General features: G+C 47.5%; 7 protein-coding genes. 4 read left to right on the top strand and 3 right to left on the bottom strand.

Translation table 11 applies throughout. The annotated features are described in order from the left end of the window. Nucleotides 1-418: 418 nt before the first annotated feature. Complete coding sequence (locus ACFO4O_RS13280; protein WP_382409298.1) at nucleotides 419-13,798, top strand: Ig-like domain-containing protein; 13,380 nt, start codon at nucleotides 419-421, stop codon at nucleotides 13,796-13,798. Between the two features lie 45 nt (nucleotides 13,799-13,843). Continuing rightward, complete coding sequence (locus tag ACFO4O_RS13275; RefSeq protein WP_382409615.1) at nucleotides 13,844-14,569, top strand: outer membrane beta-barrel protein; 726 nt, start codon at nucleotides 13,844-13,846, stop codon at nucleotides 14,567-14,569. A 26-nt stretch (nucleotides 14,570-14,595) separates the two neighbouring features. Here ACFO4O_RS13275 and ACFO4O_RS13270 read toward each other — a convergent pair whose 3' ends face one another. From ACFO4O_RS13270 to ACFO4O_RS13260, 3 genes are all read right to left on the bottom strand, one after another. After that, nucleotides 14,596-15,843: a DEAD/DEAH box helicase gene (locus tag ACFO4O_RS13270; protein ID WP_382409296.1), complete on the bottom strand. Its 1,248-nt coding sequence runs from the start codon at nucleotides 15,841-15,843 to the stop codon at nucleotides 14,596-14,598. Nucleotides 15,844-16,008: 165 nt separating this feature from the next. Next, nucleotides 16,009-16,461 (bottom strand): YkgJ family cysteine cluster protein, encoded by a 453-nt coding sequence (locus tag ACFO4O_RS13265; protein WP_382409294.1) that lies wholly within the window; start codon nucleotides 16,459-16,461, stop codon nucleotides 16,009-16,011. 125 nt (nucleotides 16,462-16,586) lie between these two features. Then, the gene (locus ACFO4O_RS13260; RefSeq protein WP_382409292.1) at nucleotides 16,587-17,021 is read right to left on the bottom strand and encodes a hypothetical protein; all 435 of its coding nucleotides are present in this window, start codon (nucleotides 17,019-17,021) and stop codon (nucleotides 16,587-16,589) included. 125 nt (nucleotides 17,022-17,146) lie between these two features. Here ACFO4O_RS13260 and ACFO4O_RS13255 point away from each other — a divergent pair, with 125 nt between their 5' ends. Next, a complete protein-coding gene (locus ACFO4O_RS13255; RefSeq protein ID WP_382409290.1) occupies nucleotides 17,147-17,596 on the top strand; it encodes a tellurite resistance TerB family protein in 450 nt (149 codons plus the stop codon). A gap of 74 nt (nucleotides 17,597-17,670) precedes the next feature. Further along, nucleotides 17,671-18,216: a PH domain-containing protein gene (locus ACFO4O_RS13250; RefSeq protein WP_382409288.1), complete on the top strand. Its 546-nt coding sequence runs from the start codon at nucleotides 17,671-17,673 to the stop codon at nucleotides 18,214-18,216.

The raw sequence follows: 18,216 nt of genomic DNA, 5'->3' as shown, positions 1-18,216 counted from the left end.
ATAGAGAATTATGTGCTTTTTGCAACTAAAGTATAGAGTTCGTATTTTCTCATGCTCCTTATATTGCTTAGCGCCGTATATTTGCTATTGTAATACCGCTATTAGGCGCCTGCTCTCTGGTTCTAGGGCCTACAAAAGCGATATGCACTCTGTTATTGAATAGTGGTTGAGAAACGCATAATAAAAAACGGGGGCGAAGTGTTCGTCTGACGTTTGTATAACAATACTATAAGTTCTCTCAATAAAAACAACGACATATGTGAGATTGATAATATCGTATTGGCAGGGAAGCGAATGACATTATAGTGTCTCTGTTGATAATCAAAGATTTATCTGTTGCCAGTTTGGCAAATTAGTACTCGCAATTAGGAAGCGCCATTTATGGCGCAGTTTTGGACACATTTAGGCGAGTACGTTTATGAAAACGCGCGGTAAAATAGCGGCCATTTCGGCATTGTTGATTTCCTCCTTTGTTTCTTCTGGCGCTCTCGCCACTACTCCGGTTGCCTCTAATGGCCTGCCTGCTGAAGGTTTAGCCGGAGAACAGGTATGTTTTGACGCCGGCCTCTCTCACACCGGTGCTGCCGGGTTTGGCCCCTATTTTAGAGTTGTTGCAGACGACAATCTCACCCTTAACTCGGCAAGTTTATTTGGCAGCGCTCTGAGCGTTACAAATGTGGGGGTGTTTCCCAGCACGTCCCCTTTTGAATTAGAAGACCCCTTCACTAAAACAATGGTAACTGGCTCGCCCGGTCAGTCGTTTTTTCTTGTACGCAAAAGCGTGGGTTCTGTCGTAGAAAATGGACCAGATTTAAGTACAAACTTATGCGTCACAATTGCCTCTGCCGCGGTCATTGGCGAAGCGCTGGATGTTTCGATTACGCCCGTATATCGTTTCGGTGATACGCCAACAGGCGCAAATGGCCCTGTTGTTGGCGCGGTAGATACTGCATCTATCACGCCGACCCTTTACGATTACACGTTTACCGCCGCCTCTCCAGAACAAGAAATCGCACCTAATCCAGCTGTAAATGTGCCCTTTATCCACAAAATAGACGTTGCTGATGGCAGTGTTATATCGCAAGTCAATATTGAGCAATTACTGCAAAACGAAATGCTCGCAAGCTCTGTTCCCACCATTACGGGTGGAACAGGCTGCACGCTTAACTCTTCACCTCCCGTAGGCACTAACGGCGGAACGCTATCAGTAGACTGCAGCAATGTGACAGGAACGGCTGCTGATGACGACTTGCATATCAGCTATACCGCGGTGGTAGACGATGTTTTAAATGGCGCAAGTTGTGCTGCTTTGCCTATTTTGCATCAAGGCGATGCAAATGCAGAGTTCCCTCCGGGCAGTCCTCTGGCGTCTGCGAGTAACAATGCTAGCTTTGTTGCCAAGCACATTACTTTGCAACAAGAGGTTACGGGCAATGCGGTGAATCCTGGTGACGTGTTTACTATCACCAATAATATCCAAATAAGTGCATACAGCACGCCAAATCAACTTATCGTACGCGATACTCTAGCCGATGGACTTGCATTTAATAGTCACACCAGCCTGTCTGTTGGTGGCACAACACAAACGATTACGCCAAGCACCACAACTAATGCCGACGGCACAGTATCGGTGGTATACGACCTAAGCGCGGCAGGCATCAGCGCGTCGGCGGGTCAGTCTATTCAAATCATTTATACGGCAGTAGTCGAACAAGTCTTCAGGCAAAGCGCACAAGCTGTTCTTGCCGGCGATACTCTGCCCGTTAGCAGCAGCCTATCATATGGCTTAACCGCAGGCGCCTCTTCTTGTTCAGAAGGTTCGAGTGCGAGCGTTAGCATCAGCCCCATCTCGATTAGCAAAACTATTGTGGGCGGTGCGACAGATTTTGACCCCGGTAATGGAATAACGTTTCGCCTGAGAATAAACGTACCTTCTGGGGATATTTCAAGCTTTACCGTCACCGACTTTTTGCCTTTGGCAGTGTTTGATGTAAGTGATATTTCGTCGACTTTTTCTCAAGATATACGGTTTAGTCCAAACGACACTTTAGGTCTATCGCCAACATCAGTGCTTATCGATGCAGGTACTAACTCTATTCAACTGGCATTTAGCAATGTAGACAATATAGCTGGTCGCATCATTGAATACGATATCGATGCAGTTATAGGCACGTCGCCTTACGCCGACGGATTAACCTTGACCAACATCATGCAGGTATCTAATACGAACACCGACGGCGCGCAAAATACCTTAGTGAGCCCTGCTTCGTTTGAGGCTCGAGCACCAGTTTTAGAAGGGACGTTAACGCAAACTCTACCGACTCAAAAAGACGCTGGTGGCACTGTTGAATATACACTTGAGCTTACTAATGTAGGTGGTGCAGATGCTTTTGATGTGGCGGTAAAAGTACCTTCAGCTATCGGTTTGGAAGGCGCGGTGTTGGTGTCTGCTGAAATTGGAGGCGTGACGGCAAGCACTACCGGCTCATTTGCAACAGAAGACTTCACCATTACCGGGCCTGTTGCGCCTAATGCCATTATTGAAGTGATTTTTGAACGCGTAATATCCGATAATGTTATTCCCGTGCAGGCCATAACTTCAAAAGCCCTAGCAAGTTGGGCTGCTGCCATTGCTGCTGCTCCATTTCCTGATCTCGAAACCGAACAGAGCTTGACCGTAGACAACTTAAGCATCAGCACAAGTGTTGACTCAGTGAGCCCGCAGGGGTCTATTGGCAACGTGGTTGTGGGTGATACAGTTACATATTCTACCGAGGTCACGCTCCCTGAAAGTGAGATTGATGGTTTCACGGTCGACTTAGGTCTGCCCGCCGGATTTTCGTTTGTTGCCGGCAGCATAGCGTTAGACGATTCATCTTTTGGCGGCACCGTTGACACATCGCCGTCGGCGAATGCTACTGGTACGGTAGATAACGGTCCGCAAGTAGAGATTAGTTTTGCCGGCACGCTGGTAACTGATCCTGACAACGATAGTACTAATAATACCTTTAGCTTTACCTTCGATGCGTTAGTTCAGGATTCAACTTCTAACGAGGCAATCACCTCAACTCAAACTAAGCAACTTACCTCAAACGCCGATTTTACTGACCGAATAGGCGCCATCGCAGCATCGAATGTAAGTAGCGATTTTGCTGAACATTCGCTAAGTGTAGATACTGTCGCTACTAATGCTGACGGCGCTACCGGTGGGTTTCAAGCGGGAGATGAGGTGACGGTTGTTGTTACCATTACAAACGAAGGCACAGCACCAGCCTATGATGTTGAGTTTGACAGCATAGTAAACGGCGACTTATTTGATTTAACAACTGTTAGCGCCGTGACCACTCCTAGCCCCTATACCTTTGCCTACAGCTCGCCCACGGTATCGTATACGGCAAGTAACCAAACGCTGAATGTGAATGACAGCATTACCTTTAGCTACAGTGCGATTGTGAAAGATGGGGTGAGAAGCGGTTCTAACTTTACCGTGACCAGCAATGCAACGGGTTCCAGTCTAGACGGCGCGCCAGCGGTAGAGAGAGTCGGCACCAGTTCAGACGACGAAATCTTAAACACACTTGCCCCAACTGTCGGTAATCTGCGCGTGATTAACACCAGTGAAAGTTGGACGGGTACAACATCTAGAGACATTTTTGCAATAGGCGAGGTGGTTACTTATCAGTTTGATGCGCAGTTGCCAGAGGGGCTCACCGTTGCCAACCCCGCTAACAGTTTGCTATCTGTTAGCTTGCCAAACGGCTTCGCTTATCTTGACGGGACAGCACTCATTAAGGCTGACTTTGACACCTCGTTAACTAGCGCAAATGAAGGTGCGCTTAGTTCAAGCGACGCAGCGATTGTCCCGGTCATTAACGGTCGAGTGCTCAATTTTGACTTAGGCGACATAAGCAACAACGATGACGACAGTAATGATGAAACCATTACTATCACCTTCGACATTCTTGTGGAAAATACACGGGTAAACAATCGGGCTAACAGAAAATCGGTGCTTGCTGAAATTGCTTATATTAATCAAGCGTCGGTGGCGCAAAACAATAGCACATCTGCTCGCGCAAACATCGGTGAGCCCAATCTGCGCTTTAGTCATACTGTTCGCCCGTCAACAGTAACAGGCGGTAACAGCGTAATATATGAAGTGGTTTTACGTAACTTGCGAGGCACCTTCAATCTTCGAGCGTGGGATTTTGAAATTGAACAACAAATTCCGTCCCAGTTGACGCCTGTAACCCTGCCGCTGCAGTCGGCCGTCCTGTCGCGAGGTAACACAAACATTGCCGCATGTGCTGCCTTGTCAGGGCAAGTGCTTACGGTAGACACGAGTTGCTTGCCTGCGAGCGAGCAATATCTCGGCCCGAATGAAAACATCACGATACAACTTGAAGCGACTGTTGACCCGGCAATTCGGTTCGAAGAACAAGCTACGTCAAGAGCGACTGCAATAGCTAGTTCTTTGCCGGGCACGCAGGGCACGGCTAACGCAACGCCCGGGCTACCGAATGCTGATAACGGTGAGCGAACAGGTGAGCGCGTTGTGAATACCTCAGGGCAATCGGTCAACGATTACTTCATGATTAATACAGCAACGGTGACCGCAGAATCGCCATCAATTAATTTGTCAGCGAGTGAGGATACACGTCAAGTTGGTGAGTTGCTTACATTAACCAGTGAAATCGGCCTACCCACCGGTTCGACTGAAGATTTTATCGTGACCTTGCAGTTGCCAAACGGCCTGCGCTATAACAACGCTCCTATTCGATTAACGCCGCCAGCCACTGGGTTTTCGAGTTCGTTAAGTCCGGTGCTAACGCCGGGTGCCGGCACTAGCCAAATAGTGCTAAATTTTGGTGAGATAGCGAACGCAAGTGTTAATGCAGAAACCTTAAGCATCGAAATTGATGTGATTGTTGATAATATTTTGGGCAATCAAAATGGAACAAGATTAAGTGCCCAAGCTAGCTTAGATTACGCCAGTCGTGGCCAGAACGTTCCACGCGCTGAAGCGTCAACACTCGTTGTTGAGGCAAATATAGAGCTAGCTCAAACCGTTATTGTTGGCGCCATCGACTCTGATGCGGGCGATACCATTACCTACAGAACGCAAGTCAGCAATACATCTGCGCAGGCTACCGCCTATAACGTAAGCTTTGCGGACGTGTTTGAAGCAGACCTTTTTGGTGGCGCTACCTCAGGCTCATCTTTTATTAATGTCAGCGTAGTGAATCCAAACAATGAAGTGCTCCTTTCTAGCACTAATCAACCGGTAGGTGATGCTGACTTTGCTCAAAGCACGAGCGTGGTGAGTAATGATACGCTGTCGCTGTCTGGCAATATGCTCATGCCGCCATCGTCTTCTATCACGCTTGAGTACTCGGTAATAGTCAGCAATACCGCCAGTGCAGGCGCTGAGTTAGGCAATGCATTGAATGTATCGTACAACAGTAATCAAGCGGCAGACAGTCGTTCTGGCGCAGATGCCAACAGTGATGATGATAACGACAGCACGCTGGATAATTACAATGAAACCGCATCTAGCGCGATTACCTTGGCTAATGACATTGCGATCCAGACTACGCTCAATCCAATCCATGCTGACAACGACTTTGCGCCTGGAGAGTCGGTGTTTATCGATATTCGCTTAGATGTGAGCGAGGGGCAACTTTCAAATACCCTGATCACCAATGCATTGCCAACTGGCCTGTCGTTTGTAGACCTTAATATTCAGTCTGGCACAAATATAAGCTACACCGGAGGTGCGTCGGGTCTTGCTGGCGCCGGTAATAACGTGGATATTGATTTTGGCACGCTAACGAATGTTGCCGATGCTGATGATACCAATGACTTCATTGTAGTGACCTTAGAAGCGCGTGTGCAAGATATTCCAGCCAACGTAGACGGACTTGTGTTGAGCAACAGTGCCAGCGCGTCCGGCGGCAGTACCAATGTTGGGCCAAGTACGCTCGATATTGACATTGTTGAGCCCAGCGTAACAGCCACTATCAGCGCAAGCTCTAACGTCATTACTCTTGGAGACATTGCAACATTCACGGTAGACATTAGCGCGGCTAATTTGGCTGCAGATGCATTTGATACAGAATTTGAAATTGTTGTACCAAGCGGATTTACCTATCAAGCGGGCACCCTAGCCGGCCCTGGCATCATTGACGATACTGACCCTACGCGACTCATCGTGGATGTGGGAACACTCTCAACAGCAGACGGTTTGCGCAGCTTTGTATTTGAGGCGCAGTTAAATAACGGTGCTGCTATTGGTGCAAACTTTGAATTTGAAATTGATAATGGCGTGCATTCGTCCGTCGCTGGCACGCAAACGCAAAATAGAAGTTATGACTTTGAGAGCACATTGCTTGTAATGTCGGATGACTCTAGCTTTATTGACGCTACACAAAGCCTAACGTTAGCGCTTGATGTAAATAACAATGGCTTAGCAGACCCTGGTGACCGATTAGATAAGGCCGTTGTGGTGACTAACAATGGTCCGCGCGTGTCGGGCGTGACGTTCAATGAAGCTGTTCCGGCTAACACAGCTTATGTTGCGGGTTCACTCAGTAGCTCAAGTGGCACAGTAGACGACACCTCAGGTATGAGTGTTGATATTGGAGAAATGCAGCCGGGCGCAACAACAAACATCAACTTCAGTTTTGAAGTGGCCGCCGGCACGCCTCCCGGCACTCTGATTCAGGCACAGGGCGTTGTTGACTCGGATGGCACCATTCCAGAGCTCACCGATGCTGATGGAAATGACGCCAATGGCGATCAAGCCAATGAAATACGCGTAGGCTCAGTGAGCACGCTGACGCCGTCTGTCTCGTTAAGTCAAAGTATTAGCTTGTTAAATGACGTAGATGCGAATATGGCGGTGAGCGAGGGCGATGTGCTAGAGATTAGCTACACCATCAGCAACATCGGTAGCATGGCCTTAACACAGGTAGAACTCGCAGATTTACTACCAGCCGGTTTATCTTATGTGCCCAATAGTTTAACCGTAAGCGGACCGCCAGACCCTGCCGACAGTGCGGGTGTAAATGCTGCAAACGTGGATGTTACCTTGGCACAAGTTGAGCCAAACGAGCGTGTGACAGTGACATTGCAAGTATCTATTGATGCGCCCCTTGTCGATTTTGATGCAAATCCTAATTCTGAGTTGTTTAGTGTTCAGGCTAGTTTAGAAAGCGACCAGACTGAGCGCATTTTGTCGGACAGCAACGGTAACGCTGCCGACGGCGCACAAGCAACAACCATTACTGCGGTAGCGGCAAATGTTACGCCGACGCCACAAATTGTGGTGTCGCAAACCTATGTATTAACAAATGATATAGATGGTGACGGCTTAGTTGACCCGGGCGATACCGTGCGTTTGCTTACGAGCGTTACCAATACCGGTGCTACCGCAGCCAATGATGTGATTTCGGGGCAAACTGTGCCGGCCGATACTAGTTTAGTAGCCGGTTCTGAACAAACCAGTCGAGGCGTAATAAGCAGTGCTGGGCCGAATAGTTTCGAGGCGAATGTTGGCAGTATTCAGCCGGGAGAAACCGTCAACACTAGCTTTGATGTTGTGATTGATGCCTTGTCGGTAAATACCGTGATTTCATCACAGCAAAATGTGTCTGGAAATAACTTTACTAGCGTTGACTCCGATTCAAATGGCGAACTCAGCGATGGGGCAACGCCTACCCTTATCAATGTTTCGGTCACTGGCGCGCCTAGTTATGCCTTAAGCACTACCTTGACCAATACGTCAGACAGTGCCACGGTCGCCAACAATCTTGTTCAGGGAGAAGTCGCCACACTAGAGCTAAGCGCGACTGTACCTGCTGGTTTGACACGAGACGCACAACTACAGTTTGAGCTCCCTGCTGGCTTTACGCTTGTAAGTTCTAGCGCCATGCTTAAACGAGAGTTTGATAGTGCCCTAGGTGCAAGTAACAATCCTGGAAACGTTAATAGCACCACCAGCGGCAGTTTTGTGTCTGCGCCGGTAAGCGTCAATGGCAGTGTTGTTTCTTTGAACTTAGGCAACATAAACAGCGCCGACAATGATGCTGATTTTGCGCGTTATGTGTTGTCAGTTCAGCTTGATAGCTCGGGTGTTGTGCCTACCGCTGCCACTGAATCGTTTACCGTGGGTAGCGACCTCGTATACAACAACGAAATATTGTTAGCTCAAACTATAGCAAGTAACGATGTAGTGCTTGTTTTGAACAATCGTATGCCAATCGCGAGCAACGATACGCTTACAATGAACGAAGATGGCAGCGCCATCACCATTATGCCACTGTCAAACGACACTGATGCAGATTCTGGACAGTCTCTTGGCATTGTGTCGGTTGGTGCGGGCAGTGCGGGTGGAACCATTTCGTTAGATGCCTTAAACGGTACTATTGACTATCAGCCCTTACCAGACTTCTTTGGAAGTGAAGTGTTTACTTACATCATATCAGACGGTGCTGGTGGCTTTTCAACAGGAACCGTGACGGTAAATGTTACGCCAAGTCCGGATGCGCCGGTGGCAAATCCAGATACTGCCAATACTAATGAAGATGTGCCTGTGACCATTGATGTTCTCGCTAACGACACAGATGCTGATAACGATACACTCAGTGTTAGCAGCGCCAGTTCAAGCGAAGGCACAGTCAGCATATCGCCAGATGGTGATGTAGTTTTCACACCCAATCAAGATTTCACAGGTGTTGCGACTATTACTTATACAGTTGATGATGGCAACGGCGGTACAGATACTGCGACGGTGACGGTGAACGTTGCGCCGGTTAACGACCCCCCAACGGCGGCAGGACAGAGCCTTACCACTCCAGAGGATACGCTTCTTACAATAGACCCATTGTTAAACGCCAATGATATTGACGGCGATACTTTGAGCATCAGTAACTTAAGCACCTCAAATGGCACTGTAAGCATCAATCCTGACGGAACGCTCAACTTTGTGCCAGCGCCCGATTATACCGGTCCGGTGACCATTACGTATAACGTAGATGATGGAAACGGCGGTTCGGTGCCCGTTACGGTAACGGTAAATGTAAGCCCAGTGAACGACCCTCCTGTTGCTAATGCCGATAGCGCGACAACCACAGAAGATACTGCGGTAACGGTTAATTTGCTCGCAAACGACAGTGACCCAGACGGCGACACAATACAAGTAGCCAATGCAAGCTCGAACGACGGCACCGTGTCAGTGTTGCCATCAGGCGATGTTGTCTTTACACCTAATCCTAACTTCAACGGTACAGCGATAATTAACTACACCGTGGTTGATAGCACAGGCGCAGTCGATACTGGTACCGCCAGCATTACTGTTGCACCGGTTAACGATATTCCGCTTGTACCTAACCAGATTATAAAAGCGCTAGAGGATACGCCGGTCACTTTCGACCCGCTCGCCAACGGTATAGACTTAGACAACGATACACTTACCGTATCGGCAATCACGCCAAGTAGCGGCAGTGTGGTGACAAATCCCGACGGCACTATCACATTTACGCCCGACCCAGACTTTAATGGTCCCGTTAGCATTACCTATACCGTTGATGATGGAAATGGCGGAGTGATCAATGTGACGGTCGATATCAACGTTGAGGCGACCATTGACCCACCTGTGGCTAACCCAGATACCGCCACCACACCCGAGGATACGCCGGTAACGATAAATGCCGTAGCGAATGATAGCGACCCTGATGGTGACCCTCTGTCAATTACAGCAGCCGTATCGCCGCATGGTGTTACCAGTATAGATAGTAATGGCGATGTAGTATTTACACCGAATGACGATTTTACAGGTGAAGCGAGCATTAACTATACGCTCAGTGACGGCACCGGAGAGGTAGCAACTGGAACAATTACCGTAACGGTAACTCCGGTTAATGATGCGCCGATTGCGAGCGACCAGACCTTAGTCACACTAGAAGACACTGCGCTTATTATTGACCCATTACTAAATGCAAGTGATATTGACGGTGACCCATTGAGCATCACCAACATAGTGGTCTCGAATGGTTCGGTTAGCATGAATGCGGACGGTACGCTTACCTACACGCCTGATGCTAATTTCAATGGCCCGGTCACTATCACCTATTTTGTTGATGATGGAAATGGTGGGTCAGTGCCTGTTACAGTCAATATCAACGTTCAGGCGACTGTTGATGCGCCTGTTGCCAACCCTGATACCGCGACAACAAGTGAAGATCAAGCCGTTACCATAGACGTATTGGCAAATGATACCGACGCTGACAACGAAGCCTTAACCGTGGTGCAGGCGAGTTCTTCAAACGGTATTGTGAGTATTGACGCAAACGGTGACTTACTCTTCACACCGAATGCAGACTTTAACGGTACGGCGATTATTAACTATGTGATTGAAGATACTAGCGGTGAAATGGCTAGCTCCACCGTATCGGTAACAGTAACACCGATAAATGATGCGCCTACCGCACAAGATATCAGCGAAACAATAGCAGAAGATACGGTATTAAATATCGATGTGATTGACGCTGCCTCAGATGCCGATAATGATACGCTTACTATATCGAGTATCAGTGTTGATGAAGGTAGTGTCACAGTAGGTCCAGACGGCACCGTATTTTATACCCCGCCTGAGAACTTCGTTGGTTCGGCTTTAATTACTTACACCCTAGACGATGGCAATGGCGGCACGGTGACCGCAACCATTGATGTAACAGTCGCTGAAGAAAATGACGAGCCTGAATTAGAGCCGTTTGACGTAACGGTGCCGGGCAATGACGCTTCTATTATCGATATTCTGAGCCTTGTAGAGGACGTAGACTCTACCAATGTGAGCTTAAGCAGTGCCACTGTGCCTGTGGGCACTATTGTGATTAATCAAGACGGAACCGTTACTTTCACGCCACCACCGGGCTTTGAAGGAACGGTGATTGCACAGGTGTGCGTACAGGATGACCAAGGTGCTCAAGTGTGCGCTGAGGTGACCATAAATGTGGTGATTGATAATACGCCACCCGTAGCGTTTGATTTAGATTTTGTTACGGATGAGGATACGAGTCTATTACTTGACATTACCGCATCTGATGAGCAAAACGATGAATTAACGTATACCATTTTGACACAGCCAAACGGTGTGCTGTCTGGAAGCGGGCCAAACTTTACATACATTCCACCAGAGGGATTTGTGGGCACTACTACCTTTACGTATGAGGTGAGTGATGGCCAGGCGACGTCTCAGATTGCCACCGTAACGATTGAAGTTGCACCGGTCAATGATGCGCCCATCGCGAACGACGATTTTGTTGACATGGATAGCTCACAAACTTCGCTCATCATTGACGTGTTGGCGAACGATGAAGACCCCGACGGTGACGCACTTTCAATTATAGGCGCTACCGCTTCGGTTGGCAGTGTCAGTATTGTTGACGGTCAGTTGGTGTATGTGCCGCTCACTGGATTTGTTGGAAATGACATTATCGAATATACCATTACCGATGCAGATGGATTGAGGTCTACAGCGCGAGTGTTAGTCAGCGTTGGCCGCGATGGACAAAGTCTGAACCCAGTGATTGATGTGCCTGCGGATATCACTATTGATGCAACCGGCTTATTTACTAAAGTGGATTTAGGCGTGGCGAGCGCCGTAGATAGCAATGGTAATCCGCTACCAGTATCTATCATAGACGGTTTAGTGCTGTACGAGCCGGGTGTCAATACCGTGTTTTATGTGGCCGAAGATAGCGAAGGCCGTCGAACTATCGCCAGCCAAAACGTCTTTGTTAACCCATTGATCACGATTCAAAATGACCAAACCGTTTTGGAGGGCAGTCGTATACGAGTATCTGTTCACCTAAATGGCGAAGCGCCAAGCTATCCATTGCAGGTGCCTTATACTGTCAGCGGCACGGCAGATTCATCTGATCATGAACTGATATCAGGAAGTGTTACTTTTGATAACGTTACCGAAACATTTATTGAATTCGATAGTTTCAGTGATGGTATAGAAGAGGGCACTGAAACGGTCGTTATCACCTTGTCTAATGAAGTGAACATCGGTAGCCGCTTTGTGCATGTGGTAAACATTGGTGAGAGCAACATCGACCCAGAGATTGATTTAATTCCCACACAAAACGGTGAAACGCGTAACGTTGTGCTCGCTGACGGTGGTCCTGTCGTGATCAGTAGCGCGATAAGGCATCCTGATCCGAACAATCAATATCAGTTTGACTGGTCGAATACTGAGCTCACCCTAAGCGACATTGATGTGGACGATAGCACCTTTACCTTCGATCCGTCAGGTATCGCCCCGGGCGTGTATCAAATCAATGTGAGTATTACCGATATTGATGATCCAAGCTTTAGCGACACAACGGTGATATTCATACAAATTGTGAACAGTTTCCCTGTACTTGGAGACGACGACACAGATTTGGACGGAATATCGGATGTAATAGAGGGATTCAATGATACCGACGGAGATGGTATCGCGGATTATCTCGATGCCACATCGGAGTGTAATGTATTGCCAGAAGAGGCTCGCTCAATCGACCGCTATCTCGTCGAGGGTGACCCTGGCGTATGTTTACGGATTGGCAACTTTGCCTTCGGTACGCAAAGTGGCGGGGCCTTGCTGTATGAGTCACTGCTAAGTGAATTAAACAATATTAGCCCTGACCCTATAGCAACAAACGTTGGCGGCATATTTGACTTTATCGCATATGGCCTGCCTGAAGCCGGTCAGGCATATCGTGTTGTCTTGCCGCAGCGCAGACCTATTCCTACAGGTGCGGTGTATCGAAAATATACAATAACAGACGGGTGGGATTTCTTTGATGAAAGCGGCGAGAACACCTTGTCTTCGGCGCCTGGGGAACCTGGTTTCTGTCCTCCTCCTGGTGATGCGCTATGGGAGAATGGCTTGATAGAAGGCTATTGGTGTGTGCAATTGCAAATTGTAGACGGCGGTCCGAACGATGCAGATGCCGTGGCAAATACAAATGTGATAGACCCCGGTTTTGTCGGCGTTGTATTTGTACAGCCGAACTCTTTACCTGATGCTGTAGACGATGCGATAGAGACGTTTGTTGATGTGCCGGTTACGATAGACGCTTTGGCAAATGATACCGACCCGGAAAATGACCCGTTGACCATCACCTCGGTCAGTGCGTTCTTCGGTTCGGTTACCGTTGAAGACGGGGAGGTAGTATATATACCAGCCCCAGGCTTTGTAGGTATTGACGAGATAACTTATGGTATCTCTGACGCAAACGGCGGCACCGACATAGCCGTTATTCGCGTTACCGTGAAAAACAACTTCCCTCCCATTGCAGTGGATGACGTATTTAATGCTCAAACTCGCACGGGTATAACGATTGACGCACTGACCAATGATAGCGACCCTGAAAACGGACCGCTTCAGATCATTGAGGCGACCTCAAACGACGGTACAGTGGTAATAAGAGCAGACGGAAGAATAGAGTTTACGCCAAATTCTGGCTCTGTAGTGCGAGCAATCATTAATTATACGATTGCCGACGAACGAGGCTTAACCGACAGTGCAGTGATTACTATCAATATCGCGGCTCAAACGGTGCGCATTGAAAATAAATCAGACGGCGGAAGTTTAGGTGCTTATTTTATCACTATGCTGTTGATCATTGCGGCTTGGCGTCGATTAGCGTCAGCGCCAAGTCTGAGCCGCTCGTTCAGAGCGTTTCCCGCGGATAATTGCTATGAAAATTACGACAAAAATTACAACAAAAACAATGCGTGGAGAAATTAGATGAGAGCAATGTGCAAATTGAGACGAACAACGACTTTGACAACTGTGTTCATGATTTTGCTTAGCTGTGTTTTTGTGAGTATGAATGCCGCTGCGCAAAACAATAAGGCAGGCGCGAGCGCTGGTAACGCGCCATTGACTAACAAGTCACGATGCGCTGAGCGAATCAAGAACGATGATTGTGCGTTTAAGTTTTTTTACATTAGCGGCTCAGTGGGCACCGCTATTGGGGGTTCTGATTTAGATGTGCAGGGTGCCGCTAACGAGCTTGGTTTTGATGTATTTGACATTGATGAGGATGATAGCCGCCTCGCGTTTAAAGCAAGCATCGGTGCATCTCTAACCACAAAGCTTGCGCTAGAACTTGGCTACACCAGACTAGCTGATGCTGAGGTGGCATTTTCTACCGTCACTAACGACCCAGCTCGGTTTTTTGATGTTGCCCGAGCGGTTAGGCCAGGCGCGGTAGACGGTTTCTCTTTGGCGTTAGTATATAGCTTCTACACTGCCGAAGACTATTTTGTGTATGGCAGAGCGGGTGTGTTTCAGTGGGAGGGCGAGTATGACTCATTTAACGTAACTGCGAATCAGTCACTACCGAGCTTGCCCGCAACAGACGGCACCGATTTATTGTTGGGGCTAGGTGTAACGTATAAATTTGCCGATCGCACTGAGGCTAACCTTGAATGGGAGCGATATAGCTACGGCGATTTTGACGACAACCTAATATGGCTTGGCTTAACCTATCATTTCAAGAACGAAGATAAATAACCTCAGCTCTTTGTCTGTCATCCTGCTTACGTTTTCTTGCGGGCTCTGACTTTGTTGCCAGTGATCCGTGTGGTGCTCACTTTGTTAGTTTTGCTCACGCGGCGCTTGCTTGAAATACTTTTGAGCAGGCTTTTGCGGTCACTCACTTCAAAGCCTTTTTTCACCACGCGTTTAATTTTTGTGCCAATGAGCGTTTCAATGCGTTCAACTGTTCGCTCTTCTTCCCTGCTTACAAATGAAATGGCATTGCCGGTATTGCCGGCGCGCCCCGTGCGACCAATACGGTGCACGTAATCCTCGGGCAAGTACGGTAAATTGTAGTTAAGTACAAAATCGAGCCCTTGAATATCAAGGCCACGAGCGGCTACCTCAGTTGCAATCAACACCTGAAGCTTGGCAGACTTAAAATCTGCCAGCGCGCGTCTTCTCGAACCTTGGCTTTTGTCGCCATGACACACAGCCGCTTCAATCTTGCTTTGCTTAAGCGCCGCCATAAGCCTATCGGCTTGCTCTTTAGTGCTTGTAAATACTAGTATTTGAAACCAGTTGTGCTCTTTTAGTAGCGCCTTGAACAGGTCTATTTTACGCGCTTCCTCTACCGGATACATCACGTGATTTACTGTGTCAGCAGTCGCATTAATTTTGCTTAAGCGCACTTCTTTGTGATTGTTCAATATTTTGTGGCAAAGCTCGTTGACCGCCGGCGAACTCGTGGCTGAATACAGCAGAGTTTGGCGTTTCTTTGCGGTATGTTCCATGATTTGAGTGACATCGCCTATAAAGCCCATATCGAGCATGCGGTCGGCTTCGTCGAGTACCACAAACTCTGCATTCGCGAGCGTAAGATTGTTTAGCGCCATGTGCTCTAACAAGCGCCCAGGTGTTGCAATGAGAATATCTACACCCGCTTTGAGTTTATTACTTTGCCCGCCCATTTTCACACCGCCATAAACCGCACAAATGCTTAGCTGAGTAAATTGCGCATAACGCACAAAGGCCTCTGCGAGTTGTTCGGCAAGTTCTCGAGTAGGCGTAAGCACAAGGGCTCGAGGGCTTGCCGATGCTCGATCTTTTGGTTTGTCGAGCATCTGCTGCAAAATCGGTAAGGCAAAAGCTGCAGTTTTACCCGTGCCTGTTTGCGCATGAACCAACAAATCAATCCCGCGTCTTGCATTGGGAATGGTTTTTTCTTGCACCGGTGTCATCTCATCATAGCCGCAACGGGCAATAGCTTGAGCAAGAGGAGCAGCGAGATTGAGCGTTGAAAATTTCATAGGTAATCCTGTGTAGCTAAGTCGCATTTATCTTAATTTCATGGCGTGAAAGCCAAAACTTGCGCTCTACAGTCAAAAAAAATGAGTGCGGAATATACAGCATTTTAGTGCAATTAACTCAATTATGTTTGCTTTTGCTGATTAAAACTGCAACTTGAATGGGTATTATTGCTTTGCAGGACGGCTATCCGCCATCAGTGCATCAAGATGTTTTTGAGCGCGCGGCTGATTGCTTATATCAACGGCCTCTATCATTTCGCAGTCATCGCGTATCATTTCTGCCACGTCGGTTGGATAATGACGGCAATCTTGTGGACGGTCCTCATAAATCGTACACGTGTATTTAAGCTGTGACTCTACCGTAGCCGCAGAACCCGCATTTGCGTTAACACCGCGTGCATTCTTGCTATTGTCAATACCCTTTTGCTCAACAGCCAAGAAGGGGCACGTGCTTAAACGTTCACCTGTGTCTGGGTCATACCAAATCTCTGTGCCGTTTACGTACTTATAAATGTCAGGATTAAACAGTTCCCATAGTGCTATTTCTTCTGGATTAGCACTCAAGTCTGCGCCACCATATTTGATGCAACATTTACCGCATTGATTACATGCTTTCATAGAAATCTGCCTAGTGCTTGGCTTAGAGCGTAAATAAGTTACGACGTGAAAAGTCAAATGGAGCGAGGATAATAACAGAGAGTGGGTAAAAAAACGCCACCGCAAATTGACATCGCAGCAAGGTTTTATTTGGTAAGCGAACCTAAAGACATTAAATTAAAATACGCATTGTGCTTGACGTTGGTAATTTCTGCGCGTGCACCCTGCAATAGCGCTCTATTGTTGCTGACCGCTAAGAATGCGGCGTCAAATACAACATACACACCATCGTTTTTTGCTTTCTGTAGGCTCGTATAAATGCCGCTGCATTCTAGGGCAGAGTCGGTGTCTATTACAACTTCTACACTGGCAAACTGGCCCTTTGCTGCCCCAATATTTAATGCGTCTACCTGCGCAATAATATAATGCTCTTGGGAGTACTCATGGGTATCCGATTCGTCTGCAGTGCAGTCCACCGTTTTAGGTTTAGACACCTGCTTAACGAGCGCCACGCACTTAATCTGCGCATCACTTAAGACATCTTTTAATTGAGAAACCTGACGGGTAGTTATTTTAGACATAGACTGCAAATTAATGAACGACTGCTCTATATGTCGGCAAAACTTGCAAAAATATGAGCTAGATAAGAGGATAAATGCGTACCAAAGTTGATATAAAATAAATTTTATTAAAAAAGGACATCGAGATGCTCGCGAAGCTAACATCGTTTTTTAAACCTAGCAGCGAAATTGAGACCGAAGAATCGAAGCAAAAAAAGCTGCAAGAAGCCTGCGCGACGCTGCTAATGGAAGTAATGCGCGCCGATTTTGAGCAAACAGAAGATGAAAAAGTGAAGATTCAAGGGCTTTTAAAAGATACCTTTACACTGTCTGAAAGCGAATTGGCCGAACTTGTTGAGCGCAGTGAACAAAGCGACAAAGAAAGCACATCGGTTTACCCATTTACCTCTCTGATAAATGAACATTACGATTACGATCAGCGGGTAAATCTTGTGCAGCTTATGTGGAAGGTGGCGTATGCAGATGGCAACCTAGATAAGTATGAGGATGATATCATCCGTAAAGTCGCAGACTTACTATACATTCGCCACAGTGATTTTATTAAAGCCAAGCTCGCTGAGGCTGAATTGCACTAAACGCGCAACATGTAGCTCAAAATCTTAAACAAAGACGACAAACCTAAGCTAGTTAAGTGTAACAAGGAAGAAAAATGAAAGACCATGTGATTGCCAGCGCAAGTTTCGATAAAAAGGTTAAAGCATATTGGTTAGTACAGTTTGTACTGGTGTCGTGTTTGAGTATTGTGTTTATTCCGCTTATTCCCATTATTGCGATTCTCGTTTTTGTTATTGGGCAGCGCATGCTAGATGCGATGTCGGCAGATTTATTAGAGCGCAAACTGGTGGTAAAGCGTGGCATTTTGTTCAAGGTTGAAAAGTCTATACCGCTCGAAAAAATTACAGACGTGGGTATGGTGCAGGGGCCGCTCATGCGTGCTTTTGGCTTGTACAGACTGAATTTCGAAACTGCTGGTCAGTCGGGACACGGCGCATTGGTGTCGATGATAGGCGTGATAGACGCAGAACATTTTCGCGAGCGCATCCTTGAGCAAAAAGATAGCCTTCAAAACAATGCCCCCGTAAACAAATTGGGCAGCGCAAAGACTGACGGGCCAGAGACAATGACGCAGTTGCTCGCCAGCGTAAAACGCATTGAATCGCTTCTTGAACAAGCGTTGCAAAACAAAGCTGGATAA

Source organism: Glaciecola siphonariae, from assembly GCF_042652645.1.
In the GTDB taxonomy this organism is placed as follows: domain Bacteria; phylum Pseudomonadota; class Gammaproteobacteria; order Enterobacterales; family Alteromonadaceae; genus Glaciecola; species Glaciecola siphonariae.
This window is presented reverse-complemented; position numbering and strand designations above follow the sequence as displayed.